Source organism: Bradyrhizobium sp. CCBAU 11386, from assembly GCF_028128955.1.
Taxonomy (GTDB): domain Bacteria; phylum Pseudomonadota; class Alphaproteobacteria; order Rhizobiales; family Xanthobacteraceae; genus Bradyrhizobium.
Genome location: NZ_LBKA01000230.1, coordinates 17,832 through 42,757, shown reverse-complemented (window position 1 = coordinate 42,757; position 24,926 = coordinate 17,832). Strand labels below are relative to the sequence as shown.

Below are 24,926 nucleotides of genomic sequence, written 5' to 3'. Positions count from 1 at the left end.
AGATTCGTCGTTCGGTACTCCTGCCGCGCGCAATGGATAGATCACGCGGTATGGGTCCCGGCCTTCGCCGGGACGACGCTGAATTTGTGGTTTCAGCTCAACCAGAACCTCGGCGTTGCCGGCTCCAGCCGGCCGCCGACGCGCACCGGCGCAATGCGCAGCGCGAGGCCCGTTGCATCGTCGGTCTCGATCGCAACGCCGCTGAGCGTCGCCACCCCCGCCGCCGGCTCGAACCGCCCTGACGGAATCCCCGACGTGAACCGGCGCAGCGGTTCTTCCTTCTGCATGCCGATGATGGAATCGTAGTCGCCGGTCATGCCGGCATCCGTCATGTAGGCGGTGCCGCCCGTGAGGATCTGGTGGTCGGCGGTCGGCACATGGGTGTGGGTACCGACGACGAGGCTGGCGCGGCCGTCGCAGAAGAAGCCGATGCCCTGCTTCTCGCTGCTCGCCTCGCAATGGAAGTCGACGACGATGGCATCGGCCGCGACACCGAGGGGACAGGCGCCGAGCTCGCGCTCCAGCGTCGCGAAGGGATCGTCGAACGGGGTCATGAAGACGCGCCCCAAGGCATTCACGACCAGCGCATGCTTGCCGTTCTTGGTCTCGACCAGCGCAGCACCGCGGCCGGGCGTGCCGCGCGGATAGTTCGCCGGTCGTACCAGGCGCTCGGCGCGCTCGATGAACACCAGCGCCTCGCGCTGGTCCCAGGAGTGGTTGCCGAGCGTCACCGCATCGGCGCCGGCATCGAGAAGCTCATGATAGATCGCTTCGGTGATGCCGAAGCCGCCGGCGGAATTCTCACCGTTGACGACGACGAAATCGAGCGACCAGTCCTTGATCATGCCGGGCAGATGGTCGGCGATGGCGTTGCGCCCCGCGCGCCCCACGACATCACCCACGAAGAGAATGCGCAACTTCAGAACTCCGGAAATCGAACACGTCCGATTCCGTTAGCACATAATCCAGCGCGACGTCGTGGGATAGTGCTGGAACCGCCTCGATCTCCTGCGCGGCAAAGGCAAGCCCGATGCCGACGATTTGCTTGGTCTTGCGTAAGTGAGCGAAGGTGAAATCGTAATGACCCGCACCATAACCGATGCGGTGGCCGAGGCGGTCGAAGGCCGCGAGCGGCGTCAGCATGATGTCGGGGATGACCTCGGCGGCGGCCGGCGACGGCTCGGGAATGCCGAGCGGGCCGAGCATCAGCCGGTCGCTCGGATGAAAGATGCGGAAGACCAGCGACTGGCCGCGCGCAGTGACGCAAGGCAGCGCCAGCCTTGCGCCCTCCTCGGCAAGCTTCCTCAGCAGCGGCATCGAATCGATCTCGCTGCGGATCGGCGAATAGCCGGAGACGATGCTGCCGGGCAGCAGCTTGAACGGCAGCCCGCGCTTGGCGAGCTTCGCGGCCGCGGCGGCGCGCTTCTTCTCGCTCAGCGCGTCGCGTTTGGCGAGGGCCTTGGCACGGAGTTCGGCTTTCGAATTGGACATGCGCTGGGTCCCCACGGTCATCACCCGCGAAAGCGGGTGATCCAGTATTCCAGAGGCGGTGGTGTTCACACTCGAACGCCGCGGCGTACTGGATGCCCCGCTTTCGCGGGGCATGACATCGTACCGAACTGAACCGCCGCAGTCTGATGCGCAATTTCGACAGGCACGAACCGGAAGAAAACAACAGTGCGAAGCCGCGAACGCCGTTGAAGCACTCGATCCCGGAGTTCCCTACGAAAGTAGGTGGGCACCATATGTCCGGGCCCACGGGCCCGGCCAGGGACAGTTCCCTAAAGGATCGATAAGGCCCCGGGGATATATGGCTCCGGACGCGCGTCGCAGCCTCGCCTGCGCAATGTAACAACGATACTGACGAATCACCAGCCCAACCCGCGGCCTCGGGGTCCACCTCTCCCCAGCGGGGAGAGGTCGGATTGCTATGGCGCGCAATTGCGCGCCTGAGCAATCCGGGTGAGGGGCCGCAATATTCGGTGGGACCGTAAGCCCTCACCCGGATCGCATCTTACGATGCGATCCGACCTCTCCCTACGGGAGAGGTGAACCGCACCCCGGGCTCCGATCAAAACCCATCACGTCTCAGCCGATCGCGATCCCGTTGCCGACGGTCCGGTTCAGGACCTGGGTCGATTTCTCGATGCGTTCGGCGGCGGCGTTCAACGCATTCACCACCGCGTTCTGCGTCATCCTGGCGCGCTCGACGGCGGCATTGCGGAAATCCCGCAGCTCGGTCAATTCCTGCTCCATGGTGCGGACGCGGTTGCCGGCGTCGACCAGCTCGTCGCAGACGGTCAGCGCCGCCATCACGGTGAGCCTGGCATCACCGATCTCGCCGAATTTTCCACGCAGCGACTGAATCCGCGTCTCCAGGCTTTCGGCGAGCTTGAGCAGCCGCACCTCCTGGCCCTCCTCGCAGGCCATGCGGTATTGCCGGCCGTTGATGGTGACGTTGATGTGGCTCATCCATCCTCTCCGGTATCGAGCACCGAGCGTATCGTGACGATTGCGGAATCCAGCCGGTCGGAGATCTCGCGATTGGTGCGCTCCAGCTTGCGCGCCTTCACCAGCGCACCGTCGAGCTCATCGGCAAGCCGCGAGCGATCCGCGCCGAGTGCCTGGATTCGCGCGGCGAGCTCGTTCTCGTCGCGATCGGCATCGCGCCGCCGCTCGACCGCGCTCTCGAGTGCGTCGAGCGCCGCCATGAGCCTGCGGGTCGCGATCTCGATCTCGACGGCGGAGGACTCCGTCATGGCGGAACTGTTGGAAACGCGATCGTTCATGCGGTCAGCGGCGGACCTTGGTGGCCTTTGCATCGGGGCTTGCCGCCCGGCAAAAGACTCGGTTCGGCAAGCGGTTAGAAGCAGAAATTTACGTGGCAAGCTAGCAAATCGCAACGCCGCCGCAAAACTATGCACTGCTAGATCGGCCCTCGGCATGCCGGCCGGCTGGTTCCGGATCTGCATGATCCGCGGCTGCGGCTTTTCCGGATCATGCCGTAAGCAACTTTTACGGCCAAACCGGCGTTTGATTGCCTTGGACTCCCGGAACCGAGATGCTATCCAGCCCCCAACCTCCCGTGACCGCCAGGCTCGATCCAGCGCGGCGCACAGGGCCATCAAGCACCTCATTCCAGACGGATTTTCATCATGATGCAGCTCGATGCCACCCGTATGGCCCATACGCAGGTCGATGCCACCCGCATGGCCAATGCGATCCGCGGCCTCGCGATGGACGCGGTCGAGAAGGCGAAATCGGGCCATCCCGGCCTGCCGATGGGCGCCGCCGACATCGCCACGGTGCTGTTCACGCAATTCCTGAAATTCGACGCCGCCGCGCCCGCCTGGCCGGACCGCGACCGCTTCGTGCTCTCGGCCGGCCACGGCTCGATGCTGCTCTATTCGCTGCTGTATCTCACCGGCAATGCCGAGATGACGCTGGACCAGATCAAGCAGTTCCGCCAGCTCGGCGGGCTGACGCCTGGCCACCCTGAGAACTTCCACACCAAGGGCATCGAGACCACCACCGGCCCGCTCGGCCAGGGCATCTCGACCGCGGTCGGCATGGCGCTCGCCGAGAAGATGCTCGCCGCCGAGTTCGGCAAGAAGATCGTCGACCACCACACCTTCGTGCTCGCCTCCGACGGCGACCTGATGGAAGGCGTGTCGCAGGAAGCGATCGCGATGGCCGGGCACTGGAAGCTCAACAAGATGATCGTCCTCTACGACGACAACGGCATCTCGATCGACGGCCCGACCTCGCTCGCCGATTCCGTCGACCAGGTGAAGCGCTTCAAGTCCGCCGGCTGGGCCGCCGAGAAGATCGACGGCCACGACCAGGCCGCGATCGCCGACGCTATCACCCGCGCAAAGAAGTCGAACAAGCCGACGCTGATCGCCTGCCGCACCACCATCGGCTTCGGCGCGCCGCACAAGGCCGGCACGTCGAAGGTGCACGGCGAGGCGCTCGGCGCCGAGGAGCTCAAGGCCGCCAAGGAAAATCTCGGCATCTCGCTCGAGCCGTTCTCGGTGCCCGAGGACGTGCTGAAGGCCTGGCGCGCGGCCGGCAGCCGCGGCGCTGTGGCTCGCCAGGAATGGGAAGGACGGCTCGGTGAGCTCGGCAGCCGCAAGCGCGCCGAGTTCGAGCGCCGTCTGCGCCATGAGCGTCCGGCCTCGCTCGCAAAGGCGGTGCGCGCGTACAAGAAGGAGCTGCTGGAAAAGCCGCTGGTTGCGGCCACCCGCAAATCCTCGGAAGCCGTGATCGAGGTCATTGCCGGCGCGATGCCGATGGAGTTCCTCGCAGGCTCGGCCGACCTCACCGGCTCCAACAACAACAAGGCGAAGTCGGCGACCGCCTTCTCCGCCAAGACGCCGAAGGGCCGCTTCATCCATTACGGCATCCGCGAGCACGGCATGGCCGCTGCGATGAACGGCATCTTCCTGCACGGCGGCTTCGCGCCGAACGGCGCGACCTTCCTGGTGTTCACCGACTATGCGCGTCCGGCGATGCGCCTTGCCGCGCTGATGGGCGCCGGTGTCGTCTATGTGATGACGCACGACTCCATCGGCCTTGGCGAGGACGGCCCGACCCATCAGCCGGTCGAGCATCTCGCCGCGCTTCGCGCCATTCCCAACATGCGCGTGTTCCGTCCCTGCGACTCCATCGAGGTCGCCGAGTGCTGGGAGCTCGCGCTCAACCGCATCGACGGCCCGACCGTGCTGGCGCTGACGCGGCAGAACCTGCCGCAGCTCCGCACCACCGCGCCGAACGACAATCCTTGCGCGGCCGGCGCCTACGAGCTGGTTCCGGCGCAGGGCGAAGCCAAGGCGACGCTGTTCGCGTCCGGCTCCGAGGTCGAGATCGCGGTCGCCGCCCAGAAGCAGCTCGCCGAGCGCGGCATCGCGTCACGGGTGGTCTCGGTGCCCTCGCTCGAGCTGTTGTTAGCGCAACCAGAGGCGAAGCGCGCCGAGATCATCGGCAACGCGCCGGTAAAGGTCGCGATCGAGGCCGCCGTGCGCTGGGGCTGGGATGCCGTGATCGGCCAGGATGGCGGATTTGTCGGCATGCATTCCTTCGGCGCGAGCGCGCCGGCGAAGGACCTTTACAAGCATTTCGGCATTACCGCCGAGGCTGCGGTTAACGCCGTGCTGAAGCGCGTTTCCTGAGAGTTGAGCTTGCCAAAAAAAAGGACTACGTAGTCTCTCATATGATCAAGCATCGCCCGGCCGAACCGGGCGTCCGCCCCTAAAAAACCCTCGCAGGCGCGTATAGCGCGTTGTGCGGGATGATTAGGCGTTATCGAGCCCGTCATTGAACGGTCATAAGGAGATGAAACATGGCAGTCCGCGTCGGAATTAACGGTTTTGGCCGCATCGGCCGCAACATCCTGCGGGCTATTGCCGAGTCAGGCCGCAAGGACATCGAGGTGGTCGGCATCAACGACCTCGGCCCGGTCGAGACCAACGCCCATCTCCTCCGTTTCGACAGCGTCCATGGCCGCTTCCCCGGCACCGTCACCGTCGACGGCGACTCGATCAGCCTCGGCAGCGGCAAGATCAAGGTGACCGCCGAGCGCGATCCCTCGAAGCTGCCCTGGAAGGATCTCGGCGTCGACATCGCGATGGAATGCACCGGCATCTTCACCGCGAAGGAGAAGGCTTCCGCGCATCTGACCGCCGGCGCCAGGCGCGTGCTGGTCTCCGCGCCCGCCGACGGCGCCGATGCCACCATCGTCTACGGCGTCAACCACGACACGCTGACCAGGGATCATCTGGTCGTCTCCAACGGTTCCTGCACCACCAACTGCCTCGCGCCGGTTGCCAAGGTCTTGAACGATCTCGTCGGCATCGAGACCGGCTTCATGACCACGATCCACGCCTATACCGGCGACCAGCCGACGCTCGACACCATGCACAAGGATCTCTACCGCGGCCGTGCTGCGGCGATGTCGATGATCCCGACCTCGACCGGCGCCGCCAAGGCGATCGGCCTCGTGCTCCCCGAGCTGAAGGGCAAGCTCGACGGCGTCGCGATCCGCGTGCCGACCCCGAACGTCTCGGTCGTCGACCTCAAGATCGTCGCCAAGCGCGCCACCGATCCGAAGGAAATCAACGAGGCGATGAAGCGTGCCTCCGAGCAGCAGCTCAAGGGCATCCTCGGCTACACCACCGCGCCGAACGTCTCGATCGACTTCAACCACGACCCGCACTCGTCCACCTTCCACATGGACCAGACCAAGGTCATGAACGGCACGCTGGTGCGCGTGATGTCCTGGTACGACAACGAGTGGGGCTTCTCGAATCGCATGGCGGACACCGCCGTTGCGATGAGCAAGGTGATCTAAGTTCGAGGTCTCGTGTCCCGGACGCGGCGCAGCGTGGCTTCACGATGCGCCGCAGAGCCGGGACCCATGTCTCACCCGCGTAGGTCCCGGTTCGGCACAGCGGCACTTCGCGCCGTAATGTGCCCGGGACAAGAGAGTGTCCGATGGCAAACAAATTCCGCACCCTCGACGACGTCGACGTGAAGGGCAAACGCGTGCTGCTGCGCGTCGACCTCAACGTGCCCATGGAGAACGGGCGCGTCACCGACGCAACACGGCTCGAGCGCGTCGCGCCGACCATCGCCGAGCTCGCCGACAAGGGCGGCAAGGTGATCCTGCTCGCGCATTTCGGCCGGCCGAAGGGACGCGACGCCAAGGAGTCGCTCAAGCCCGTCACTGAGGCGCTGTCGAAGGTCGTGAACAAGCCCGTTGCGTTTGCCGACGACTGCATCGGCGAGCCCGCGGCCACGGCCGTGGCGGCACTCGAGGATGGCGACATCCTCTGCCTGGAAAACACCCGCTTCCACAAGGAAGAGGAAAAGAACGATCCCGCCTTCGTCGCGGAATTGGCCAAGCTCGGCGACATCTGGGTCAATGACGCGTTCTCGGCCGCGCACCGCGCCCACGCCTCGACCGAGGGCCTCGGCCACAAGCTGCCCGCCTATGCCGGCCGCACCATGCAGGCCGAACTCGACGCGCTGGAGAAGGCGCTGGGCTCGCCGACCAAGCCGGTCATCGCGATCATCGGCGGCGCCAAGGTCTCGACCAAGATCGATCTGCTCGAAAACCTCGTCAGCAAGGTCGACGCGCTCGTGATCGGCGGCGGCATGGCCAACACCTTCCTGCACGCCCAGGGCGTCGGAATCGGCAAGTCGCTGGCCGAGAAGGATCTCGCGCCGACCGCGCTGCGCATCATGGAGAAGGCGGAAGCCGCCAACTGCGCCATCATCCTGCCGGTCGACGCCACGGTTGCCTATCATTTCGCGGCGAACGCGCCGTCCCACGCCTACGGCCTCGATGCGATCCCGGCCGACGGCATGATCCTCGACGTCGGCCCGCAATCGGTCGCGCGCGTCCACGCCGCGATCGACGACGCGGCGACGCTGGTCTGGAACGGGCCGCTCGGCGCCTTCGAGATGCAGCCGTTCGACCGCGGCACGGTCGCGGCCGCAAAGCACGCCGCCGAGCGCACCAAGGCGAAAAAGCTGATCTCGATCGCGGGCGGCGGCGACACCGTCGCGGCCCTCAACCAGGCCCATGTGGCCGGTGACTTCACCTATGTCTCGACCGCCGGTGGCGCATTTCTTGAATGGATGGAAGGCAAGCCACTGCCCGGCGTCGAGGTCCTGCGCGTCAAGTAGTCAGTCGACAAGTAGCTAGCGGGCCCTGAAGGCCCAAACCGGAGAAAAAGACACATGGCTCGGATCACGTTACGTCAATTGCTCGACCATGCGGCTGAGAACGATTACGGCGTACCGGCCTTCAACATCAACAACATGGAGCAGGCGCTGGCGATCATGGACGCCGCCAACCAGGTCGATGCGCCCGTCATCATCCAGGCCTCGCGCGGTGCGCGCTCCTACGCCAACGACGTCATGCTCAAGCACATGATGGACGCGGTGACCGAGATCTATCCGCACATCCCGGTCTGCGTGCATCTCGACCACGGCAACGAGCCCGCAACCTGCATGACCGCGATCCAGGCCGGCTTCACCTCGGTGATGATGGACGGCTCGCTCAAGGCCGACGGCAAGACCCCCGGCGACTGGGGCTACAATGTCGGCGTCACCAAGACCGTGACCGACATGGCCCATCTCGGCGGCATCTCCGTCGAGGGCGAGCTTGGCGTGCTCGGCTCGCTCGAGACCGGCATGGGCGACAAGGAAGACGGCCACGGCGCCGAAGGCAAGCTGAGCCACGACCAGCTCCTGACCAATCCGGACGAGGCCGTGAAATTCGTCCAGGAGACCAGGGTCGACGCGCTCGCGATCGCGATGGGGACTTCTCACGGTGCTTACAAATTCACCCGCAAGCCGGACGGCGACATCCTCGCCATGAACGTGATCGAGGAGATCCACCGCAAGCTGCCGAACACGCATCTCGTCATGCACGGTTCGTCCTCGGTGCCGCAGGACCTCCAGGACATCATCAACACCTATGGCGGCAAGATGAAGCCGACCTGGGGCGTGCCGGTCGCCGAGATCCAGCGCGGCATCAAGAACGGCGTGCGCAAGATCAACATCGACACCGACAACCGCATGGCGATGACCGGCCAGATCCGGAAGGTGCTCAAGGACAATCCGGAAGAGTTCGACCCGCGCAAGTACCTGAAGCCTGCGATGGAAGCGATGACCAAGCTGTGCAAGCAGCGGCTCCAGGAGTTCAACACCGCAGGCCAGGCCTCCAAGATCAAGAAGGTCCTGACCACCGCCGAGATGGCCAAGCGCTACGCCAAGGGCGAGCTCGACCCCCGCGTCGCGTAGCGATCGCGCGGTGGCGTAATCCAGTACACGCCCTCTCCGTCATTCCGGGGCGCCGCAAAGCGGCGAGCCCGGAATCCATAACCACAGCCTGGGGTTATGGATTCCGGGCCTGCGCCTTCCGGCGCATCCCGGAATGACGACCTTTCTTGTGGCACGACATTCCCTCCCGCCCCTTTACCCTGCGACGAACGTTAACTCGGCAATTGCCCGAGAACGGTCTATTTTCACGGGCAAGGGCAGAATCGTTTTGGGAGGACCTCTCGATGAATCTGACTGAGCTCAACAGGATCGCGACCGCCATGGTCGCGCCCGGCAAGGGCATCCTTGCCGCCGACGAATCCTCCGGCACCATCAAGAAGCGCTTCGACGCGATCGGCGTGGAATCGACGGAATCAAACCGCCGCGACTACCGCGAGATGCTGTTCCGATCCAGGGAAGCCATGAGCCAGTACATCTCCGGCGTGATCCTCTATGACGAGACGATCTGGCAGGATGCGAAGGACGGCACGCCGCTGGTCAAGCTGATCGAGCAGACCGGCGCCATCCCCGGCATCAAGGTCGACGAAGGCACGCAAGCCCTGCCGATGTGCCCGGGTGAAACAGTCACCGTCGGGCTCGACAAGCTCGCCGAACGGCTGAAGAAATATTACGAGCGCGGCGCGCGCTTTGCCAAATGGCGCGCGGTGATCGACATCGGCAGCGGCATCCCCTCGATGACCGCGATCGGCGTCAACGCCCATGCGCTGGCGCGCTATGCCGCGCTGTGCCAGGCCGCGCAGATCGTGCCGATCGTCGAGCCGGAAGTGCTGATGGACGGCGATCACGACATCGACCGCTGCTATGACGCAACCCGGCACGTGCTCAACAAGACCTTCCAGGAATTGCGCGTGCAGCGCGTCGCGCTCGAAGGCATGGTGCTGAAACCGAACATGGCGATCTCAGGCAAGAAGTGCGCGAAGCAGGCCTCCGTCGAGGACGTCGCGGAGAAGACGATACGGCTGCTCAAGGCCTGCGTGCCGGCGGCAGTGCCCGGCATCGCCTTCCTCTCCGGCGGCCAGTCGGACGAGGAGGCAACCGCGCATCTCAACGCGATGCACAAGCTCGGCCCGCTGCCCTGGGGCCTGACCTTCTCCTACGGCCGCGCGCTGCAAGCTGCGCCGCAGAAGGCCTGGGCTGGCAAGGCCGAGAACGTCGCGGCCGGCCAGCGCGCCTTCAGCCATCGCGCACGAATGAACGGCCTCGCCTCCAAGGGCGAATGGCAGAGTAGCCTGGAACAGAAGGCAGCCTAGATCTTGTCGAACAAATCGCCTCCGCCGCGCCCGGCGCCGCGCCTTTATCTCGCGACGCCTGTTGTCGATGACCCGGCTTCGCTTATTGCCGAACTGCCGGGCCTGCTCGCCTCGGCCGACGTCGCGGCCGTGCTGGTGCGGCTGAAGGAGACCGACCAGCGCACCATGACCTCGCACATCAAGGCACTCGCGCCGCCGGTCCAGAAGGCCGGCGCCGCGCTGCTGATCGACGGCCATGCCGAACTGGTCGCGCGTGGTGGCGCCGACGGCGCGCACCTCTCGGGCCTCGCCGCGCTGGAAGAGGCGATGCCATCACTCAAGCCCGATCGCATTGCCGGCGTCGGCGGGCTTGCGACGCGCCACGACTCCATGGCTGCGGGCGAGATGGGCGCCGACTATTTGCTGTTCGGCGAGCCCGACGCGAAGGGCCAGCGGCCGTCGTCCCAGGCGATTGCCGAGCGGCTGGACTGGTGGGCCGAGCTGTTCGAACCGCCCTGCGTCGGCTTTGCGACCTCGCTGGAAGAGGCCTACGACTTCGCTGCCAGCGGCGCCGATTTCGTGCTGGTCGGCGAGTTCATCTGGGCCGATCCGCGCGGACCGAAGGCCGCGCTGATCGAGGCCGACGCTGCGATCAAGAAGGCCCATGCGACTGCGCCCGCAAGCCAAAATCCTGCGGGCGAGCACGGCTAGCGCCCGACATGAAGCTCCCGCGCATCACCATCCTGGCCACGCTGCTGCTCACAGTGCCCGCGGCCGCGCAGCTCCAGATCACGCCGCCGGCCGCAACGCCGAGCGCGCCAGCCGAAAAGCAGAAAGCCAAGCCGCCCGCGCCCGCCAAGAAGAAGGAGGCCGCTCCAGCGCCGAAGCCGTCTGCCTCGCCCAAGCCGGCGCTGCCCGCGACCGTGATCCCGGCGCCTCCGACCGACAATTCCAATGTCGACCTGGTGTACGGCGCCTACCAGCGCGGCCAGTACAAGACGGCGTTCGAGCTCGCCACCGCCCGCGCGCAGGCAGGCGATCCCAAGGCGATGACCATGCTCGGCGAGCTCTATTCCAACGCCATGGGCATCAGGCGCGATTACGCCAAGGCGCTCGAATGGTACAAGCGTGCGTCCGACGCTGGCGACCGCGAGGCGATGTTCGCGCTCGCCATGATGCGCATCGCCGGCCGCGGCGGCCCCGTCGACAAGGGCGAGGCGGTGAAGCTGATGGCCTCCGCCGCCAAGCTCGGCGAGCCCAAGGCGGCCTATAACCTCGCTTTGCTCTATCTCGACGGCCAGACCCTGCCGCAGGACGTCAAGCGTTCCGCCGAGCTGCTGCGCCAGGCCGCAGATGCCGGGCTGCCCGAGGCGCAATACGCGCTGGCGACCTTCTACAAGGAAGGCACCGGCGTGCCGAAGGACCCCGAAAGGGCGGTGCGGCTGCTCCAGGCGGCCACGCTGACCGACAATGTCGATGCCGAGGTCGAATATGCCATCGCGCTGTTCAACGGCACTGGCACGCCGAAGAACCAACCGGCGGCTGTCGCGTTGCTCCGCAAGGCGTCCCGCCAGGGCAGCGCGATCGCGCAGAACCGCCTGGCCTGGGTGCTGATCAACGGCATGGGCACGTCCGTGGACAAGGTCGAGGGGTTCAAATGGCACTTGGTGGCCAAGACCGCCGGCAAGGGCGATCCGGAGCTCGACAAGCAATTGTCCGATCTGTCGGCCGAGGACCGGGCCAAAGCGGAGGCCGCCGCCAGGAAATGGCTCGGGACCAAATGACTTGACGCAATGACTTGACGTTAGGCCCCTCACAGGGCACCCAATCCCCCAAACAGGCGCGTTTTCGCGCCATTTCCCCCGATCAAGACCGGAAGATCATGCTGTATTCCGCAACTATCAACGTCATGGTCAAGGCCGCGCGCCGCGCCGGCCGCAGCCTCAAGCGCGATCTCGGCGAGATCGAGCATCTCCAGGTCTCGCTGAAGGGGCCGGCGAATTTCGTCTCGCTCGCCGACAAGCGCGCCGAGGAGATCCTCTACCAGGACCTGGCCAAGGCCCGGCCCGGCTACGGCTTCATCGGCGAAGAGGGCGGCACCCGCGAGGGCACCGACAAGAGCCACACCTGGATCGTCGATCCCCTCGACGGCACCACCAACTTCCTGCACGGCATCCCGCAATTCGCGATTTCGATCGGCCTCGTACGCGAGGGCACGGTGATCGCCGGCGTGATCTACAACCCCGCCAATGACGAGCTCTACATCGCCGAGCGCGGCAAGGGCGCTTTCCTCAACGACCAGCGCCTGCGCGTGGCCGGCCGCCGCCAGCTCAACGAATGCGTGGTGGCCTGCGGCCTGCCCCATATCGGCCGCGGCGACCACGAGGAATTCCGCCGCGAGATGACCGCGATCCAGGATCGCGTCGCGGGCCTGCGCCGCTTCGGCGCCGCCTCCCTCGACCTCGCCTTCGTCGCCGCCGGCCGCCTCGACGGCTACTGGGAGCGCGATCTGCAATCCTGGGACATCGCCGCCGGCATGATCATGGTGCGCGAGGCAGGCGGAACGGTGAGCGACATCGCGACGCCGGGCGATCCGCTGGTCACCGGGCACGTGGTGTGCGGCAATGAGTTCGTGCACGGGGAGTTGGTGAAGGTGCTGAGGAAGTAGGCGAAGCGCGTCGCGCTTCCACATTTTTCGCTGTCATCACCCGCGAAGGCGGGTGATCCAGTATTCCAGAGACGTCTATCGGATACGGAAAGGCCGCGGCGTACTGGATGCCCCGCCTTCGCGGGGCATGACAGCGTGCCTTATGGCTTGACCGGCGCCGGCGGCCCGTAGGCCTTGCCCTCCTCCGCCGCCGTCTCCCGATCGCCCGCCAGCACGCGCTGCACGGAGACGAAGAACACCGGCACCATCAGCAGCGCCAGGATCACCACCGCGATCATGCCGCCCATCACGATGCTGCCGAGCGCTTGCTGGCTGGCGCCGCCGGCGCCGTGGGCGATGGCCATCGGCAGCACGCCGCAGATGAAGGCAAGGCCGGTCATCAGGATCGGGCGGAAGCGCAGGCGGCAGGCTTCGATGGTGGCGTCCACCAGCGGCTTGCCTTCCTTGCGCAGGTCCTTGGCGAACTCGATGATCAGGATCGCGTCCTTCGCGGCCAGACCGATGATGGTGATCAGGCCGACGGTGAAATAGACGTCGTTGGGCAGCCCCCGCAGCATCGCCGCGACCACGGCGCCGACGATGCCGAGCGGCACGGTGAGCAGCACCGCTAGCGGAATGGTCCAGCTTTCGTAGAGCGCGGCGAGGCACAGGAACACCACGAACACCGACAGCGCCAGCAGGAACGGCGCCTGTGAGCCCGACAGCTTCTCCTGGAGTGACTGGCCGGTCCATTCATAGCCGAAGCCGCGCGGCAATTTGCCCGCGAGGCGCTCCATCTCGGCGATGGCGTCGCCCGAGGTGAAGCCGGGCTTGGCTTCACCGGAGATGCGCACCGCCGGATAATAGTTGAAGCCGGCGATCTGCGTCGGGCCGCGCGCCCACTCCACCGTGGTGAAGGACGAGAACGGCACGAGCTGGCCGCGGCTGTTCTTGACGTTGTAGTTGAGGATGTCCTCGGTGCGCATGCGGTCGCGGGCGTCGGCCTGCACCACGACGCGCTGCATGCGGCCGCGGTTCGGGAAATCGTTGATGTAGTTCGAGCCGAGATTGGTCGAGATCGTGTTGTTGATGTCCTCGAAGGTGACGCCGAAGGCGCCGGCCTTCTCGCGGTCGATCACCAGGTTGACCACGCCGGCCTCGGGCAGGCCTTCGACATAGACCTTCTGCAGCACCGCGCTCGCATTGGCCTCCGCGATCAGCTGGTCGGCGGCGCGCATCAGGGCCGGATAGCCCTTCTGGCCGCGGTCCTGGAGACGGAACGAGAAGCCCGAGGAATTGCCGAGATTGTCGATCGGCGGCGGCTGCAGCGCGGAGATCTTCGCGTCGCGGATCGACGACGACAGATCGCGGTTGATGTCTGCGACGATCGCCGCGGCCGAATCCTTCGGCCCGCGCTCCGACCAGTCCTTCAAGGTGATGAACGCCTGCGCGGTGTTCATGCCCTGGCCGGAGAAGCTGAAGCCGGTGAGGAAGGTGACGTTGTCGACGCCTGGCCGCTGCGCCAGATATTTCTCGACCTTCTCGATCACGGCTTCGGTGCGGGGGTAGGACGAGTCCGACGGCGTCTGCACGTCGGTGGTGACGAAGCCCTGGTCGTCGACGGGCAGGAAGCCGCCGGGCAGGTTGACGAAGGCCCAGGACAGGCCGACGAGCAGCGCGACATAGACCAGCATCAGGCGGCCGGTGCGCTTCAGCGAGAAGCCGACGGTGCGCCCGTAGTGAAACCGACAGGCCTCGAGCAGATGATTGAACCGGCTGAACACCACATTGCTGGAATGGCCGTGCCCCTTTGCCACGGGCTTCAACAGCGTGGCGCACAGCGCCGGCGTCAGCGACAGCGCGAGGAAGGCGGAGAAGCCGATCGCGGCCACCATGGTCACCGAGAACTGGCGGTAGATGATGCCGACCGAGCCCGGGAAGAACGCCATCGGCACGAACACCGCCATCAGCACCAGAGTGATGCCGATGATGGCGCCTGATATCTGCGACATTGCCTTGCGCGTCGCCTCCTTCGGCGGCAGCCCCTCCTCGCTCATGATGCGCTCGACGTTCTCGACCACGACGATGGCATCGTCGACGAGGATGCCGACCGCGAGCACCATGCCGAACATCGAGAGCATGTTGATGGAATAGCCGGCGAGCAGCAGCGTGGTGCAGGCGCCCAGAAGCGCCACCGGCACCACGATGGTCGGAATGATGGTGTAGCGGATGTTCTGGAGGAACAGGAACATCACCACGAACACCAGCACCACGGCTTCGACCAGCGTCGACAGCACCTTCTTGATCGAGGCCTCGACCACGGGCGTGATGTTGTAGGGAATCTCGTAGGAGATGTTGGCCGGGAAGAAGCGCGACAGCTCCTTCATCTTCGCTTCGACCGCGCTCGCGGTCGCCAGCGCATTGCCGGTCGGCGACATCAGCACGGACAGGCCCGCGGTCGGCTTGCCGTCGAGGCGGGTGTTGAACTGGTAGCTGAGGCCGCCGACCTCGATGCGCGCGACGTCGCGCAGGCGCACGGTCGAACCGTCGGCATTGGCGCGCAGGATGATGGCGCCGAATTCGTCGGGCGAGGAGAGCTGGCCCTTGACCAGCACCAGCGCCGAGGTGCGCTGGGTCGACGTCGACGGCTCGGCCCCGATGCTGCCCGAGGCGACCTGCGCATTCTGCGCTGATATCGCCTTGTTGACGTCGTCGGCGGTCAGTCCATAGCCGACGAGCTTGGCCGGATCGACCCAGACGCGCAAGCTGCGCTCGGTCGAATAGAGCGTGGCGCGGCCGACGCCGGGGATGCGGCGGACCTCGCCGAGCACGTTGCGGATCATGAAGTCGCCGAGGCCGACCTCGTCGAGGCTGCCGTCGGTCGAGTTCAGCGTGATGATCTGGAGCACCGCGCTCGAGGCTTCCTCGATCAGAATGCCCTGCTGGATCACCGCGCGCGGCAGGCGCGCCTCGACGCGCTTGATGCGGTTCTGCACCTCGACGGACGCCGCACTGGTATCGGTGCCCGGCACGAAATTCGCGATGATCTCGACCTGGCCGAGCGAGTCGCTGGTCGATTCGAAATTGAGGATGCCGGAGGCGCCGTTGAGCTCCTCCTCGATCAGGCGCGTGACGCTGTTGTAGAGGTTTTCCGGCGAGGCGCCGGGATAGCTGGTCGAGATCGAGATCGAGGGCGGCGCGATGATCGGATATTGCGCGATCGGCAGCAGCGGCACCGAGATCGCACCGATCAGGCAGATGAAAAGCGCGACCACCCAGGCGAAAATCGGCCTGTCGATGAAGAAACTCGCCATGGCACGTTACCGCGTGAGCTTCTGGGCGTGCCGATTGTCCGCGGTCGCGTCCGCCTCCGACCAGGATTGCGGCTTGACCTTGTCGCCGGCCGCGAACTTCTGGAAGCCTTCGACCACGACCTTGTCGCCGGCCTTGAGGCCGTCGGTGACGAACCAGATGCCGTCCTGCACCGAGCCGGTGCGCACCGGCTGCACCGCAACGTGGTTGTCGTCCTTGACGACGAACACCTCGCTGCCGCCACCGCCGTTACGCTGGATTGCCTGCTGCGGCACCGCGATCGCGTCGGAATCGAGGCCCTGGTCGATGCGGACGCGGACATACATGCCCGGGAGGAGCTCGCGCTTGGGACTGCGGAACTCGCCGCGCAGGGTCACCTGGCCGGTGTGGGCGTCGACCTTGGCATCGGAGAACAGCAGCTTGCCGTCGAGCGAATAGAGCGTGTTGTCGTCGAGCACGAGGCGCACCTTGGCGGCATCGGCCGCGATGCGCTCGAGGTCGCCGCTCTCGAAGGCGCGGCGAAGCTGGTTGAGCTCGTTCACCGACTGGGTGAAATCGGCATAGATCGGATCGAGCTGCTGGATGGTGGCGAGATTGGTCTCGTTCTGCACCGCGAGCGCGCCTTCGCTGACGAGCGCTGCACCGACCACGCCGTCGATCGGCGCACGCACGGTGGCATAGTCGAGATTGAGCTTGGCGCGCGCGAGGTCGGCCTTGCGGCCTTCGACCTCGGCATGGGCCTGGCGCTCGGCCGCGATCGCCTTCTCGTTCTCGGCCTCCGGCGCAGCGCGATCCTTGGTGAGGGTGGCGACGCGGTGCGCCTGCTGCCTCGCCTGCATCAACGCAGCCTCGGCCTTGGCCAGCGCCGCCTCGTTGGCCATCACCTCGACCTCGAACGGACGCGAGTCGATGCGATAGAGCGCATCGCCGGCCTTCACCTCGCCGCCCTGGCGGAACAGGCGTTCGACCACGATGCCGGAGACGCGCGGCCGCACATCGGAAACGCGCGTCGGCGCGATGCGGCCAGGCAGTTCGCGCACCACGGCACGCGGCTGCGGTTTGACGACGACGATGCTGACGTCAGGGTCGGCCGGCGGGGCGGCGGACACCGCGGAGCTGGATTCGTCGCAACCCGACAGCAGCGGCGCAAAGGCCGCGAGCATCATTGCAACGCATGCCGATCGCGCACGAAGTCCTGACATGAAGTGGGGTGCCCCGATGTTGTTGAAACCGATCACGCTCCGCGCGGGCCCGTTCTGGGCCATTCCACGCGGCTGACGCCCTCAAAATAGAGTGGACGTGCTGCGATGCAACGCATGGTGCAGGCGGCCCAATGTCACACGACCTATCGTGCTGAGTTCAGGGCGCTTTCTGGGTCTCACCGGATTGTGAGTCGAGTTCCATCGCAGCGTGCTGCGACAGAAGACCGCAACGGAGCGTTTCATCATCGGTGTATCGCGATACCTGAGCAGCCTCTCACAATCGATGGGTCGGCACGGCCGTCGAACTGTGCACGACGACACAAGGTCTAGTTGAGACCGGGCGTATCGTCCTTTTTCGGCGACGGCCGACCAGGAGAGGCAAGCCAATCGTCCATGTGGGCTCCGGTTTCGGCTTGCCGCGCCTTCTGCAAGACGGCATCGCGAAGCGGTCCATAAGGTAGCAGCTTCGCCTCCTCGCGGAGATTTCGCGCCTCCTCGAGAAGTCGTTCCTTGAGTGATTTCGTATGAGTGAAACGACGCCGCATAAGCATGCGCTGCTCCCTTTCCGTTCAGAGGAAGGCGGGAGCGCTTTGCCGGGGCGGTCTCATCACAGATAAAAGCCACGGGTGGGGCTGTGATGATGTGTCAACGCAGGTCAAAGGGTAAAGTTCTATCCACGCGCGAACAAAGTCGGCGGCAAGCACGACGACGTTCAGCCAACGCCTGTCACTTGTTCCATGGTGCGAGCCAGATCCTCCGCAGAGAAAGGCTTTCTGATCATTGGAAATCCGTCACGCCTACGCTCGCGACCAGACAGCTGCAGGACTTTCAGCTCGGGGCGAAGACGCGTCGCGAGCTGGGCCAGCTCATGCCCATCCATGCCGGGCATGTTGATATCCGTGATCAGGATCGATATCCGGTCATTTCGCCTCAGATGGTCAAGAGCTTCGACGCCGCTGCCGGCGCTGATTGCTTCACAACCGAGGTCCTCAAGCATGCCTGCGATGACTTCGAGCACGCCGGCATCATCATCCACAACCAGCACCGTGCGGCTCATCGGAATATCTTCCCTCTCAACATGGGATCAACGCGCAGCCTTTTTGGCGGTTCCGGCGGTCACCTGATGGAATGAAGATCGAGCGCGCGGACGGCCGCGTCCGTCGCGCAATCATCTGCCGATGCCTTCGTTGGCGTGGCTGAGCGAGCGCAAGCACGGAGGAACTCTCCACGCATTAGCGGCTTGAGCCTGAAGATGAAGGAGTGTCGGGTCATGGCCGGTCTAAGCGAAGAAGACATCCGCGGGCGCGCCTATGAGCTCTGGAAAGCTGCAGGCGAACCCAACGGCAAAATGGACATCTTCTGGTATGAGGCCGAAAAGGAGCTTGTGACTGAACGGTCCGAGCGGGGCGAGGTGCCGCCCGGGACGACGGATCATTTGCCGGTCTAGACACCGCCTCGCCTGTGGTGATGAAGCGAACTGGCGCGGCCGCCTTGTAATTGCGGCTATCCGCGCTGGCGTTGAGGTCGGTGATGCCGCGCGTTAGCCCGACGGTGTCGAACAAATCAGCTTGTCGCCGGACTCATTCAGGCATTCTCTCTTGCGATCACGCCGAGGCAAAAGTCGATGAAGCTCCGCACTTTCGCGGGCTGATGTTGGCGTGATGGAAACAGCGCATAGAGCGGGAACATCTCGCCGGACCATTCGGGAAACAGGTCGATCAACGCTCCGCTTTCCACGAGGTGACTGCTGCCGAGCTGGAGAATCTGGGCAATGCCTGCGCCGGCTTCGCAAGCCGAAAGCATGGCGCCGACATCCGAGACCAGAACGCGGGCGGATACCTTCACAGGAAGTATCTCTTTTCCTTTGTGGAACTCCCAATCGAAAGGTCGCTGGTTTGCCGCGTCATAGAAACCGATACAATCGTGGTCCGGCACCTCGGACGGATGTCGTGGCCGGCCGTGCTGGGCGAGGTAAGCGGGCGCCGCAACCGTGAGAACACGGGTTTCGACGAGCTTGCGCGCAACCAATGAACCGTTCGGGGGGTCTCCGAACCTCAGCGCCAAATCGAAGCCGCCAGCCCCAAGATCTCCGACCGCGTCACGCATCAGAAGCTCCAGTGACACTTCGGGATGCTGCTCCAAGAATTCCCTGATGTGGGATGACAAGACGATGCGCGAGAAGAACGGATCGACGTTCACCCTAAGCCGCCCACGCACGATGCCAGCAGAGCCCGATGCCTCGATCGCCGCTTCTTCAATGCCGGCAAGGTGCGGTCCGACGCGCTCGTAAAAGCGCCGCCCCTCGTCTGTCAACGAGAGTGAGCGCGTCGTGCGCTCAAGCAGCCTGACCCCGACGCGCGCTTCCAGGCGCGATATGGCGCGGCTTACCGCAGAGGCGGTGAGGCCCAGCGCATCCGCCGCGCGCGCGATGGTGCCGGCCTCTATCACAGCCGAGAGGACAGTAACACCCGACAGCAACCGTCCATCGAAGGGCATCGCAATTCCTGATTTGTATGAATGTCTATTCTGACATAACGGAAATTGGATCAGCAATCACGATCTGTCATCAGTGTCGCCATCGAAGACGCGGAGGCGAACATGACGAAACGGCTTTACTTTCCGAGCATCGAATCTTGCACACGCTGGATGCTGCTAGGCGCGTCCATGGCGTCTCTGCTTTCGATCGCAGCCTCTGCTGGAGCGCAATCGAACGCCGTTCACACCGGCACAAAAAAGGAAGCGATCATGACGATGAAGCAAGACCTTGCGATGCGCTCGCGGGAGATTCATTGGCCGGAGGGCTTCAACCCCGCGACTGCCGATCTGTTTTCGCACAACGAGCTTCTCATCAATGCGTCGTGCGAGAAGATCTGGGGCCACATCGTGGACGCCAGGAAATGGCCGCAATGGTATCCGAACTCTGGCGGCGTCGAACTTCCCGAGGGCACGAAAGTTCTGGGCGACGGTACGACGTGGCGCTGGAGCACGTTTGGCCTGTCGATCGAGAGCAAGGTGCAGGAATATGTGCCGCATACGCGCCTCGGCTGGTACGGTTACACGCCGGGGACGCGGCCGAGCTTCTATCACACTTGGTATCTGGCCCCTCAAGGCACGAGCTGCCTGGTCATAACGGATGAAGTTGGTGTGGGCAAAGATGCCGCCCACCTGCGAGAGACCGATGAGAGCCTGCTGCATCGTGGCCACGATCTATGGCTGGCGACATTGAAATGGGTCTCTGAGAGCAATTGACCGATCACCGGGGACCGTGCGCGGGATTCATGCGTGCACGCCCTACCCCGCCGCCCTCATCCGGTAGTGGCTGACGCCCCATTCCGTTCCGTCGGCGTAGCCGAACAGGCCCGATGTCGCGAGGAAGAACCAGCGCCAGCGCCGCATCCACAAGGAGGTCTCGTTGCCATGGACCTTGCGCAAGGCCGCCTCGATCGCGTCGCGATGGGCATCGAAATTGGCGAGCCAGTCGTTGGCGGTGCGCTGATAGTGCGTGCCGCTCCAGCACCATTCCTTCTCGACCGCGAAGATGTCGTCGAACTGCCTGACGAGGTGATGGCTCGCCATCAGCCCGCCGGTGAAGACGTGCTGCGCGATCCAGTCCTCGCGATTGGCCCGGTCGAACAGGTGGGAGCCCGAGCGATGGGTGACGATGTGCATGAACAGGCGCCCCTCGGGGGCGAGCCATGACCGCACGCGCGTCATCAGCTTGCGCCAGTTCATCACGTGCTCGAACATCTCGACCGAGACGATGCGATCGAACTGGCCCTCGGGCGCGAACACGTTCATGTCGGCGGTGACCACGCGCAGGTTCAAGAGCCCGCGCAGCCGCGCCTCCTCCTCGACATAGGCCCGCTGCGCCTGCGAGTTCGACACCGCCGTCACCTTGGCATGCGGAAACTGCCGCGCCATCCAGAGCGACAGCGAGCCCCAGCCGCAGCCGAGCTCGAGGATGGTCTGCCCGTCGGCGAGACCGGCATGCGCGACGGTCTGGCGCAGCGCCTCCTCCTCCGCCTCCCGCAGGGTGGTCGCGTCGGTCGTGTAGAAGCAGGACGAGTATTTGCGGTTGGGGCCGAGCGCCTGCGCGAAGAAGGACGCGGGCGCCTCGTCATGCCCGGCATTGGCCGCATCGATGTCCTCGGCGATCGGCCGCAGCATCATCCGCCCGGCGAAGGCGGCCTCGTCGTCCGCGCCCAGGGCGGAGATGCGGGTCGCCGTCCGCGAGCACAGGCGCTGGATCGCGGCGCGAATCACGACATCAGGCAGCGGCACGCGTTCGGCAGTCCCGATGATCGCGGAAACGACGCTCATGCGGCCACTCCCCTGGTCATGTCTGGTTCGGGACGCGGAAGAAGGATCGGGCAGGTTCGGGCGTTGCCGCCTAGCCGGATGCAGGCGAACGCTATCAGGACCGCGAGCAAGGGCGCGATGACGTCCAGTCCCCCCGAGATCCGTCACCATGCAAAAAATCCGACCTAAACCTGCGGAATGCCGAAGTTTTGCAAAATAAGTCCTCATCAAAGCGCGGCTTCGGCTTTGGGTTCCGGAAGCTCCCCCGAAATCGGCGCATCCGGCGCTTTTTTTGGGCTGGCGCTGTGCCATAGTGCGCACTGCAATCAAGTTCGTAACGGATGATACCGGCCATGCCGTCTGGCGCCTCGCCCCGCTCCCCCATGGACATCGAATACACCAAGCTATCCTCGCCCAGCGTCTTCCTGGTGCGGATGCTGGTCTTCCTGGTGCTGTGCACGCTGGTGGGCGTAGTGCTCTACAAGCAGATCATCCTGGCTTTCTTCGCCAATCCGGGCCTCAACGCCCTGATCGGGGCGGTGCTGTTCATCGGCATCGTGCTGGCCTTCCGCCAGGTCATCCGGCTCTACCCTGAAGTGTCCTGGGTCAACAATTTCCGCATCGCCGATCCCGGCCTCGCCCCTGCCCGGCACCCAAAACTGCTGGCACCGATGGCGATGATCCTGGGCGGCGAGCGCACCGGGCGGATGTCGATCACCCAGACCACGATGCGGCATCTTCTCGATTCGATCGCGACCCGCCTGGACGAGGCCCGGGACATCTCCCGCTACATGACCGGCCTCTTGGTCTTCCTCGGCCTGCTCGGCACCTTCTGGGGCCTGATCGAGACGGTCGGCTCGGTCGGCAAGGTGATCGACGGGCTCAAGGTCGGCGGCGATTCCGGCGCCCTGTTCGACACGCTGAAGGAGGGCCTCGCCGCCCCGCTCGGCGGCATGGGCATCTCGTTCTCCAGCTCGCTGTTCGGCCTCGCCGGCTCGCTGATCCTCGGCTTCCTCGACCTGCAATCGAGCCAGGCCCAGAACCGCTTCTACACCGACCTCGAGGACTGGCTCGCGACCACCGTGCGCGAATATGGCCGGGGCGATGTGACCGTGGCCGCCGGCGGCGGCGTCGCCAGCGGCGAGCTTCAGGCCGCCGTCGAGCGGCTCCGCTCCGTGCTCGAGGAGGGCAGCGGCAACCGCGGCACCACGGCAGCGATGGCGAGCCTTGCCGAGGCCATCCAGGCGCTGGTCTCGCACATGCGCACCGAGCAGCAGATGATCCGCGAATGGGCGGACGGCCAGGGCGAGCAGAATCGCGAGATCCGGCGCCTGCTGGAGCGGCTCGCACGCCAGCCCGAGAAGGGTTGAGTCTCGCAGGAGTATCGTGCCCCGGACGCAGCACAGCACGCAGTGATGCGCTGCTGAGCCGGGGCCCGGAGAAACCAAGAATGGGTCCCGGCTCGGCGGCGCAGCGCCAAGGCGCTGCACCGCGTCCGGGACACGAAAGTGGAGACCGACGACATGGCTCTAGCGCGCGGCCGCCGCAGCGACGGCGCCTTCAACTACTGGCCCGGCTTCGTCGACGCGCTGTCGACGCTGGTGCTGTCGATCGTGTTCCTGCTGTCGGTGTTCCTGGTCGTGCAGTTCTTCCTGTCGCAGGAGGTGACCGGCAAGGACAAGGCGCTTGAGCAGCTCAACGCCAAGATCGCCCAGCTCAACGAGCTGCTGTCGCTGGAGAAGCTCGGCAAGCTCACACTCGACGACCAGGTCTCGCAATTGAAGGCCGGCCTCGCCTCGGCGGAGTCCGAGCGCGACCGCATCAAGGGCCTCTATGACGGCTTAGCTGCCGCCGGCAACGACGCGCAAGGCAAGTCCACCGAGCTCGGCAAGGCGCTGGACTCAGAGAAGGCGGTCTCGGCGCGGGCGCTGGCGCAGATCGAGGTGCTGAACCAGCAGATCAGCGCGCTGCGGCGGCAGCTCGCGGCGCTGGAAGAGGCGCTCGATGCCAGCGAGAAGCGCGACAAGGAATCGCAGAACCGGATCGCCGATCTGGGGTCTCGCTTGAATGTCGCCCTGGCGCAGCGCGTGCAGGAATTGTCGCGCTACCGCTCGGAATTCTTCGGCCGCTTGCGCGCCATCCTCGGCAACCGCCCCGACATCCGCGTCGTGGGCGACCGCTTCGTGTTCCAGTCCGAGGTGTTCTTCGACACGGGCCAGGCGACGCTCCTGCCCGAGGGGCGCGCCGAGCTCGACACGGTGGCGAACGCGCTGATCGAGCTCGACAAGAAGATCCCGGCCGAGATCGCCTGGGTGCTGCGCGTCGACGGCCATACCGACGTCCGCCCGGTGAGCGGCGCGAACTTCAAATCGAACTGGGACCTGTCCGCGGCGCGCGCGATCTCGGTGGTGCAATACCTGATCTCGCTCGGCGTGCCGGCCCAGCGCCTCGTCGCCGCCGGCTTCGGCGAATTCCAGCCGCTCGACACCGCCAACACGGAGGACGCCTACAAGCGCAATCGCCGCATCGAGCTGAAGCTGACGGAGCGGTAGGGGTGAGGGTCCCGCGATACTCACCACACCGTCATGGCCGGGCTTGTCCCGGCCATCCACGATCTTCGGTCCTCGCTGGTAGAAAGGCGTGGATGCCCGGGCATAGGCGAGCGGAAGCGACGCCGTCCTTCGGACGGCTATGCCCGGGCATGACGACCTTCGTAAAATGAGCGCCCTCCACCTCCGCCCCTACCGACCCGAGGACGAGGCCGCCGCCATCGACCTCTGGCATCGCACCTGGCAGCAGGCCTATCCGCAGATCGACTTCGCCGCGCGGCTGGACTGGTGGCGCGAGCGCTGGCGCAAGGATCTGGTGCCGAAGGCCTCGATCGTGGTTGCGGAAGCGGACGGCGCGCTGACCGGCTTCGTCACCATCGACGGCGAAGGCTATCTCGACCAGCTCGTGGTCGATCCCGCACACTGGGGCTCAGACGCGGCACGGCTGCTGGTGGACGAGGCCAAGCGCCTGTCGCCTTCAGGCGTCACGTTGCTGGTCAACAAAGACAACGCTCGCGCCATCCGCTTCTACGAGCGCAACGGCTTTGCCCATGCCGGCGACGATTTGAATCCGACCTCGGGACGGCCGGTGTTGAAGATGGAATGGAAGCCGTAGGGCCTTCTCTCCAACGTCGTCCCGGCGAAGGCCGGGACCCATACCGCGTGATCTATCGATGCGCGCAGGTGGTCGCACCGCGGGAAGACTCATCACGACGAGCCTTCGCCAAACTTCTCCCTGTGGTTATGGGTCGCGGCCTTCGCCGGGACGACATCGAATTTGTGGCTGCCGGCGGCTTCGCTCACAAATTACGGACAAGACCGCGCTGAGGTGGATGCC

General features: G+C 65.3%; 22 protein-coding genes and 1 other RNA gene. 13 read left to right on the top strand and 10 right to left on the bottom strand.

The features are described 5' to 3' along the window. Positions 1–92 precede the first annotated feature (92 nt). From XI09_RS22240 to XI09_RS22220, 5 genes are all read right to left on the bottom strand, one after another. Positions 93–917, bottom strand: coding sequence for a TIGR00282 family metallophosphoesterase (locus XI09_RS22240; protein WP_271568752.1), 825 nt, complete (start codon positions 915–917; stop codon positions 93–95). Next, positions 895–1,491 (bottom strand): 5-formyltetrahydrofolate cyclo-ligase, encoded by a 597-nt coding sequence (locus XI09_RS22235; protein ID WP_271568751.1) that lies wholly within the window; start codon positions 1,489–1,491, stop codon positions 895–897. The genes XI09_RS22240 and XI09_RS22235 overlap by 23 nt, the downstream gene beginning before the upstream one ends. Positions 1,492–1,678: 187 nt before the next feature. Further along, a non-coding RNA gene (gene ssrS, locus XI09_RS22230) (6S RNA) lies at positions 1,679–1,839 on the bottom strand. 249 nt (positions 1,840–2,088) lie between these two features. Beyond that, positions 2,089–2,472 carry a cell division protein ZapA gene (locus tag XI09_RS22225; protein ID WP_092186769.1) on the bottom strand — a complete coding sequence of 128 codons (384 nt, stop codon included), beginning with the start codon at positions 2,470–2,472 and terminating at the stop codon, positions 2,089–2,091. Further along, the gene (locus tag XI09_RS22220; RefSeq protein WP_020608063.1) at positions 2,469–2,789 is read right to left on the bottom strand and encodes a DUF4164 domain-containing protein; all 321 of its coding nucleotides are present in this window, start codon (positions 2,787–2,789) and stop codon (positions 2,469–2,471) included. The genes XI09_RS22225 and XI09_RS22220 overlap by 4 nt, the downstream gene beginning before the upstream one ends. Positions 2,790–3,155: 366 nt before the next feature. Here XI09_RS22220 and tkt point away from each other — a divergent pair, with 366 nt between their 5' ends. The 8 genes from tkt to XI09_RS22180 all read left to right on the top strand — a co-directional run bounded on the left by tkt (position 3,156) and on the right by XI09_RS22180 (position 12,747). After that, a complete protein-coding gene (gene tkt / locus XI09_RS22215) occupies positions 3,156–5,171 on the top strand; it encodes a transketolase (RefSeq protein ID WP_271568750.1) in 2,016 nt (671 codons plus the stop codon). Positions 5,172–5,341: 170 nt separating this feature from the next. After that, complete coding sequence (gene gap / locus XI09_RS22210) at positions 5,342–6,349, top strand: type I glyceraldehyde-3-phosphate dehydrogenase (RefSeq protein ID WP_271568749.1); 1,008 nt, start codon at positions 5,342–5,344, stop codon at positions 6,347–6,349. 143 nt (positions 6,350–6,492) lie between these two features. Beyond that, complete coding sequence (locus tag XI09_RS22205; RefSeq protein WP_271568748.1) at positions 6,493–7,689, top strand: phosphoglycerate kinase; 1,197 nt, start codon at positions 6,493–6,495, stop codon at positions 7,687–7,689. A 54-nt stretch (positions 7,690–7,743) separates the two neighbouring features. Next, entirely contained in the window at positions 7,744–8,811 is a 1,068-nt protein-coding gene (gene fba / locus XI09_RS22200) for a class II fructose-bisphosphate aldolase (RefSeq protein WP_271568747.1), read from the top strand. 263 nt (positions 8,812–9,074) lie between these two features. Further along, entirely contained in the window at positions 9,075–10,100 is a 1,026-nt protein-coding gene (locus tag XI09_RS22195; protein WP_271568746.1) for a class I fructose-bisphosphate aldolase, read from the top strand. 3 nt (positions 10,101–10,103) lie between these two features. Continuing rightward, the gene (locus XI09_RS22190; protein ID WP_271568745.1) at positions 10,104–10,790 is read left to right on the top strand and encodes a thiamine phosphate synthase; all 687 of its coding nucleotides are present in this window, start codon (positions 10,104–10,106) and stop codon (positions 10,788–10,790) included. Between the two features lie 8 nt (positions 10,791–10,798). Then, entirely contained in the window at positions 10,799–11,863 is a 1,065-nt protein-coding gene (locus XI09_RS22185; RefSeq protein WP_271568744.1) for a tetratricopeptide repeat protein, read from the top strand. Positions 11,864–11,961: 98 nt separating this feature from the next. Beyond that, positions 11,962–12,747 (top strand): inositol monophosphatase family protein, encoded by a 786-nt coding sequence (locus XI09_RS22180; RefSeq protein ID WP_135176289.1) that lies wholly within the window; start codon positions 11,962–11,964, stop codon positions 12,745–12,747. 140 nt (positions 12,748–12,887) lie between these two features. Here XI09_RS22180 and XI09_RS22175 read toward each other — a convergent pair whose 3' ends face one another. The 3 genes from XI09_RS22175 to XI09_RS22160 form a co-directional block, all read right to left on the bottom strand. After that, complete coding sequence (locus XI09_RS22175) at positions 12,888–16,040, bottom strand: multidrug efflux RND transporter permease subunit (protein WP_271568743.1); 3,153 nt, start codon at positions 16,038–16,040, stop codon at positions 12,888–12,890. Positions 16,041–16,046: 6 nt separating this feature from the next. Beyond that, positions 16,047–17,240 (bottom strand): efflux RND transporter periplasmic adaptor subunit, encoded by a 1,194-nt coding sequence (locus XI09_RS22170; protein ID WP_271568742.1) that lies wholly within the window; start codon positions 17,238–17,240, stop codon positions 16,047–16,049. A 712-nt stretch (positions 17,241–17,952) separates the two neighbouring features. Continuing rightward, complete coding sequence (locus XI09_RS22160; RefSeq protein ID WP_271568740.1) at positions 17,953–18,297, bottom strand: response regulator; 345 nt, start codon at positions 18,295–18,297, stop codon at positions 17,953–17,955. Positions 18,298–18,510: 213 nt separating this feature from the next. Between XI09_RS22160 and XI09_RS22155 the strand changes: the two genes are divergently transcribed. Continuing rightward, positions 18,511–18,687: a DUF2934 domain-containing protein gene (locus XI09_RS22155; RefSeq protein ID WP_271568739.1), complete on the top strand. Its 177-nt coding sequence runs from the start codon at positions 18,511–18,513 to the stop codon at positions 18,685–18,687. Between the two features lie 137 nt (positions 18,688–18,824). Here the strand turns inward: XI09_RS22155 and XI09_RS22150 are convergent, their stop codons facing one another. Then, the gene (locus XI09_RS22150; RefSeq protein WP_271568738.1) at positions 18,825–19,736 is read right to left on the bottom strand and encodes a LysR family transcriptional regulator; all 912 of its coding nucleotides are present in this window, start codon (positions 19,734–19,736) and stop codon (positions 18,825–18,827) included. 102 nt (positions 19,737–19,838) lie between these two features. On the opposite strand from XI09_RS22150, the gene XI09_RS22145 reads away from it, so the two are divergent. Next, positions 19,839–20,489: an SRPBCC family protein gene (locus tag XI09_RS22145; protein ID WP_271568737.1), complete on the top strand. Its 651-nt coding sequence runs from the start codon at positions 19,839–19,841 to the stop codon at positions 20,487–20,489. Positions 20,490–20,531: 42 nt separating this feature from the next. On the opposite strand, the gene XI09_RS22140 is transcribed toward XI09_RS22145, so the two are convergent. Next, on the bottom strand, positions 20,532–21,560 hold the full coding sequence (locus XI09_RS22140) for an SAM-dependent methyltransferase (RefSeq protein WP_271568736.1): 1,029 nt from the start codon (positions 21,558–21,560) through the stop codon (positions 20,532–20,534). A gap of 332 nt (positions 21,561–21,892) precedes the next feature. Between XI09_RS22140 and XI09_RS22135 the strand changes: the two genes are divergently transcribed. The 3 genes from XI09_RS22135 to XI09_RS22125 all read left to right on the top strand — a co-directional run bounded on the left by XI09_RS22135 (position 21,893) and on the right by XI09_RS22125 (position 24,704). Next, a complete protein-coding gene (locus XI09_RS22135) occupies positions 21,893–22,909 on the top strand; it encodes a flagellar motor protein MotA (RefSeq protein WP_271568735.1) in 1,017 nt (338 codons plus the stop codon). A 153-nt stretch (positions 22,910–23,062) separates the two neighbouring features. Next, a complete protein-coding gene (locus XI09_RS22130) occupies positions 23,063–24,091 on the top strand; it encodes a peptidoglycan -binding protein (RefSeq protein WP_027544190.1) in 1,029 nt (342 codons plus the stop codon). Between the two features lie 166 nt (positions 24,092–24,257). Next, entirely contained in the window at positions 24,258–24,704 is a 447-nt protein-coding gene (locus XI09_RS22125; RefSeq protein ID WP_271568734.1) for a GNAT family N-acetyltransferase, read from the top strand. The last annotated feature ends 222 nt before the right edge of the window (positions 24,705–24,926 follow it).

What these genes read in the sequence shown, in the direction of transcription:
- XI09_RS22235 (WP_271568751.1), bottom strand. Translation starts at nt 1,491, where the DNA reads ATGTCCAATTCGAAAGCCGAACTCCGTGCCAAGGCCCTCGCCAAACGC.
- XI09_RS22225 (WP_092186769.1), bottom strand. Translation starts at nt 2,472, where the DNA reads ATGAGCCACATCAACGTCACCATCAACGGCCGGCAATACCGCATGGCC.
- XI09_RS22220 (WP_020608063.1), bottom strand. Translation starts at nt 2,789, where the DNA reads ATGAACGATCGCGTTTCCAACAGTTCCGCCATGACGGAGTCCTCCGCC.
- tkt (WP_271568750.1), top strand. Translation starts at nt 3,156, where the DNA reads ATGATGCAGCTCGATGCCACCCGTATGGCCCATACGCAGGTCGATGCC.
- gap (WP_271568749.1), top strand. Translation starts at nt 5,342, where the DNA reads ATGGCAGTCCGCGTCGGAATTAACGGTTTTGGCCGCATCGGCCGCAAC.
- XI09_RS22205 (WP_271568748.1), top strand. Translation starts at nt 6,493, where the DNA reads ATGGCAAACAAATTCCGCACCCTCGACGACGTCGACGTGAAGGGCAAA.
- fba (WP_271568747.1), top strand. Translation starts at nt 7,744, where the DNA reads ATGGCTCGGATCACGTTACGTCAATTGCTCGACCATGCGGCTGAGAAC.
- XI09_RS22195 (WP_271568746.1), top strand. Translation starts at nt 9,075, where the DNA reads ATGAATCTGACTGAGCTCAACAGGATCGCGACCGCCATGGTCGCGCCC.
- XI09_RS22185 (WP_271568744.1), top strand. Translation starts at nt 10,799, where the DNA reads ATGAAGCTCCCGCGCATCACCATCCTGGCCACGCTGCTGCTCACAGTG.
- XI09_RS22180 (WP_135176289.1), top strand. Translation starts at nt 11,962, where the DNA reads ATGCTGTATTCCGCAACTATCAACGTCATGGTCAAGGCCGCGCGCCGC.
- XI09_RS22175 (WP_271568743.1), bottom strand. Translation starts at nt 16,040, where the DNA reads ATGGCGAGTTTCTTCATCGACAGGCCGATTTTCGCCTGGGTGGTCGCG.
- XI09_RS22170 (WP_271568742.1), bottom strand. Translation starts at nt 17,240, where the DNA reads ATGTCAGGACTTCGTGCGCGATCGGCATGCGTTGCAATGATGCTCGCG.
- XI09_RS22160 (WP_271568740.1), bottom strand. Translation starts at nt 18,297, where the DNA reads ATGAGCCGCACGGTGCTGGTTGTGGATGATGATGCCGGCGTGCTCGAA.
- XI09_RS22155 (WP_271568739.1), top strand. Translation starts at nt 18,511, where the DNA reads ATGGCCGGTCTAAGCGAAGAAGACATCCGCGGGCGCGCCTATGAGCTC.
- XI09_RS22150 (WP_271568738.1), bottom strand. Translation starts at nt 19,736, where the DNA reads ATGCCCTTCGATGGACGGTTGCTGTCGGGTGTTACTGTCCTCTCGGCT.
- XI09_RS22145 (WP_271568737.1), top strand. Translation starts at nt 19,839, where the DNA reads ATGACGAAACGGCTTTACTTTCCGAGCATCGAATCTTGCACACGCTGG.
- XI09_RS22140 (WP_271568736.1), bottom strand. Translation starts at nt 21,560, where the DNA reads ATGAGCGTCGTTTCCGCGATCATCGGGACTGCCGAACGCGTGCCGCTG.
- XI09_RS22135 (WP_271568735.1), top strand. Translation starts at nt 21,893, where the DNA reads ATGCCGTCTGGCGCCTCGCCCCGCTCCCCCATGGACATCGAATACACC.
- XI09_RS22130 (WP_027544190.1), top strand. Translation starts at nt 23,063, where the DNA reads ATGGCTCTAGCGCGCGGCCGCCGCAGCGACGGCGCCTTCAACTACTGG.
- XI09_RS22125 (WP_271568734.1), top strand. Translation starts at nt 24,258, where the DNA reads ATGAGCGCCCTCCACCTCCGCCCCTACCGACCCGAGGACGAGGCCGCC.